The 2517-nt window shown below is 38.9% G+C and carries 7 protein-coding genes; 6 read left to right on the plus strand and 1 reads right to left on the minus strand.

Annotation, left to right across the window (positions count from 1 at the left end):
- The 4 genes from HMPREF2613_RS00635 to HMPREF2613_RS10795 all read left to right on the plus strand — a co-directional run.
- Positions 1-564, plus strand: a 564-nt coding sequence (locus HMPREF2613_RS00635) for a phage antirepressor KilAC domain-containing protein (protein WP_070478198.1), incomplete at its 5' end; no start/stop codon positions are given.
- Positions 565-575: 11 nt separating this feature from the next.
- Positions 576-728: a hypothetical protein gene (locus HMPREF2613_RS11460; protein ID WP_160312372.1), complete on the plus strand. Its 153-nt coding sequence runs from the start codon at positions 576-578 to the stop codon at positions 726-728.
- The gene (locus HMPREF2613_RS00640) at positions 721-1017 is read left to right on the plus strand and encodes a hypothetical protein (RefSeq protein ID WP_049488080.1); all 297 of its coding nucleotides are present in this window, start codon (positions 721-723) and stop codon (positions 1015-1017) included. The genes HMPREF2613_RS11460 and HMPREF2613_RS00640 overlap by 8 nt, the downstream gene beginning before the upstream one ends.
- 121 nt (positions 1018-1138) lie before the next feature.
- Complete coding sequence (locus tag HMPREF2613_RS10795; protein WP_083279175.1) at positions 1139-1642, plus strand: hypothetical protein; 504 nt, start codon at positions 1139-1141, stop codon at positions 1640-1642.
- On the opposite strand, the gene HMPREF2613_RS00650 is transcribed toward HMPREF2613_RS10795, so the two are convergent.
- On the minus strand, positions 1635-1820 hold the full coding sequence (locus HMPREF2613_RS00650) for a hypothetical protein (RefSeq protein WP_049488084.1): 186 nt from the start codon (positions 1818-1820) through the stop codon (positions 1635-1637). The two genes, HMPREF2613_RS10795 and HMPREF2613_RS00650, sit on opposite strands and share 8 nt — an antisense overlap.
- 115 nt (positions 1821-1935) lie before the next feature.
- On the opposite strand from HMPREF2613_RS00650, the gene HMPREF2613_RS11465 reads away from it, so the two are divergent.
- Positions 1936-2094 (plus strand): BOW99_gp33 family protein, encoded by a 159-nt coding sequence (locus tag HMPREF2613_RS11465; protein ID WP_162837231.1) that lies wholly within the window; start codon positions 1936-1938, stop codon positions 2092-2094.
- A gap of 9 nt (positions 2095-2103) precedes the next feature.
- The gene (locus HMPREF2613_RS00655) at positions 2104-2466 is read left to right on the plus strand and encodes an ArsR/SmtB family transcription factor (protein ID WP_049488086.1); all 363 of its coding nucleotides are present in this window, start codon (positions 2104-2106) and stop codon (positions 2464-2466) included.
- Positions 2467-2517 lie beyond the last annotated feature (51 nt).

Here is a 2517-nt window from a genome sequence, read left to right on the forward strand (position 1 = left end):
TCATTTTTGAGCAAAAGTACTGGAGGTAGACCTAGCCAAGACCACATCATCAAACTAGACATGGCTAAAGAAATCGCCATGATTCAGCGAACGGACAAAGGAAAAGAAGTCAGACAGTACTTCATCCAAGTGGAAAAGGACTTTAACAGCCCTGAGAAAATCATGGCAAGAGCTTTACTCATGGCTGATCAGAAAGTCCACAAGCTGGAGGCTCAGATTGAGGCTGACCGTCCTAAAGTGCTATTTGCCGACGCAGTCAGTGCTAGTCACACATCTATCTTGGTTGGAGACCTAGCTAAGCTCATCAGTCAGAATGGTTTCAAAATTGGAGCAAATCGCTTGTTTAGCTGGCTACGTGACAACGGTTATCTTATCAAGAAACGTGGAGCTAGTTGGAACATGCCTACGCAAAAATCAATGGAGTTAGGTTTGTTTGAAATCAAAGAAACTAACATCCAGCACGCAGACGGTCATATCAGTATCAATAAGACTAGTAAGGTCACTGGTAAGGGCCAACAGTACTTTATCAACAAGTTTCTTAATCAAGAGTATTTACCAGGTTAGAAAGGAGTGACATGGAAATCAGACGGAAACCAAGACGTTATCCATATAGTGGAAAATTAAAAGCTTCAACTACTGACATAGTCAAGGCTTTGGAAAAAGCTTATTCAGCATATCGTGTCAAAGGTGAAAAAAAGCAACAAAAGGGGAAGAAAAATTATGAGTGAAATAGGCAAGTATCTAGAAATCTCTGGAGAGATTGTAGGTCAGATTGTCGCAGAAGAAAAAGAGACACTGCTTATCAGAAAAACAATAGTAGATAAAGAATTAGTGAAACGTGAAAACGAAGAACTAGAAACAATTATCTCTCACTTGTTACTTACCGAAAAAGCAGTGTATCTATCAAAGAATTATTTAGATAATTATTGGGTTAAAACAGTTGAATTACCTAACATTCCTGTAACCGTCTATGCGATTGACAGCGTGGTCTTGATTAACAAACTCTTTGGCATGTAAATTTGGTTCAGCATAGCCATTAACATACTCAATGAGTGTAATCAAATAACGATTAGTTTTCGGGTCGGGATTTCCAACCACGTTACTACCAGGGGATGCTGAGATATAGAAAGGAGCGTATATGAAACAGCTAAAACTAAGCATCAAACCAAAACAAGAACCAAACGATGGTCAATGTTTAAGATCTTCGGGATATTCAGTAAAAATCAATGACTGGGAACTTGGCAGAGGGGTCACTGGCTTCAGACTAGAAATGCCTGCGAACGGAAAACCAAAAATCACTATTGATTTTACACCAGATATTATTGAAACTAATGGCGTGGTTGTGGATCCTCAAGTTTCAGAAGTGTTTGAGCAAGCTTACTCAGACTTTATTGCCAAAACTCAAAAAAAGCAAGAACAAGCTGAACAAGATCTGCAGGATGTTGCAAAATCACTGTCTATTATCGAACGCTATATTAGCTTAAGACAGTCTTTTACTCGTAAAGGATGGGAAGAAATAAACAGCCTTTACGATTACCAGCTGAACGAAAAAGAGCGTAATTTATCAAAAGACATAACACTAAACGACAGTGAAACAAATGCCTTTCGCAAATACGCTCAGAGGACTATAGGGATTATCTAATAACCCCGTGCATTCTATCTGCAAGTCTATTCTGCTCATTGATAGACTTAGACAGATTGCTAGCTACACGGCTATCTCTTGAAAATTCATCTAGGACTTTGGCGAGTGCTTTAGACAAATTTTCAGAGTTATCAATGCCGTACTCATCAAGAATCATCTTGATAACTAGGTCATGCATAACATCACCTCCTTTCTAGCTTTATTATAGCAGATAGGAGAATAACAAAAAAGCCCCTCTGGAACGGCAATTCCATTGAGGGACTAAGCAAAATACTTTACGAGGTAATTATATCATGAAAACAGTAAAAAAGGAATGGGAGCCACGGATTGTAAACATCATGGCAGATGGCTCTCAAGTTGACGATCTGACAGGATATGTCATCCCTGCTGGTCATTCGTACTATGACATCATTTTAGGAATGCACAAGCGAGAGTTACAGAAAGGGGCTTAAATATGAGGTATGCAGTATATTCTAAGAAATACTCACGAAAATTACACATCTATCAATAACACTTTCACTCAAGATAAGCAACTGAAACCAGCCACAATAGGGATTTTGGCAGTCATACTGACTAATAAGTCTGATTGGGTTGTGTATCCTGACGAGATTGCACGACGTCTAGGAATAAGTAGGCGCACCGTAGATGAGCACTTTAAGCTTTTAGAGAAAGCAGGCTATCTCAGAGTATACCGCTTAGGGCTAGGCAGAGGCAAAGGCGTCACAGTACATAGATTTTTTTCAGACATGCCTATTTCAGATGACTACTTTGAGTATCTAAAAACTAATCTTGAGAAAGAGTTATCCACAGATGACGGAGTTTAAAAATACAGTTGGAAAATATTGCCATGTGTAAAATTGCCATGTGTAAAATTG

This window comes from Streptococcus sp. HMSC070B10, from assembly GCF_001808665.1.
In the GTDB taxonomy this organism is placed as follows: Bacteria; Bacillota; Bacilli; order Lactobacillales; family Streptococcaceae; genus Streptococcus.

What these genes read in the sequence shown, in the direction of transcription:
- HMPREF2613_RS00655 (WP_049488086.1), top strand. Translation starts at nt 2,104, where the DNA reads ATGCAGTATATTCTAAGAAATACTCACGAAAATTACACATCTATCAAT.
- HMPREF2613_RS00650 (WP_049488084.1), bottom strand. Translation starts at nt 1,820, where the DNA reads ATGCATGACCTAGTTATCAAGATGATTCTTGATGAGTACGGCATTGAT.
- HMPREF2613_RS10795 (WP_083279175.1), top strand. Translation starts at nt 1,139, where the DNA reads ATGAAACAGCTAAAACTAAGCATCAAACCAAAACAAGAACCAAACGAT.
- HMPREF2613_RS00640 (WP_049488080.1), top strand. Translation starts at nt 721, where the DNA reads ATGAGTGAAATAGGCAAGTATCTAGAAATCTCTGGAGAGATTGTAGGT.
- HMPREF2613_RS11465 (WP_162837231.1), top strand. Translation starts at nt 1,936, where the DNA reads ATGAAAACAGTAAAAAAGGAATGGGAGCCACGGATTGTAAACATCATG.
- HMPREF2613_RS11460 (WP_160312372.1), top strand. Translation starts at nt 576, where the DNA reads ATGGAAATCAGACGGAAACCAAGACGTTATCCATATAGTGGAAAATTA.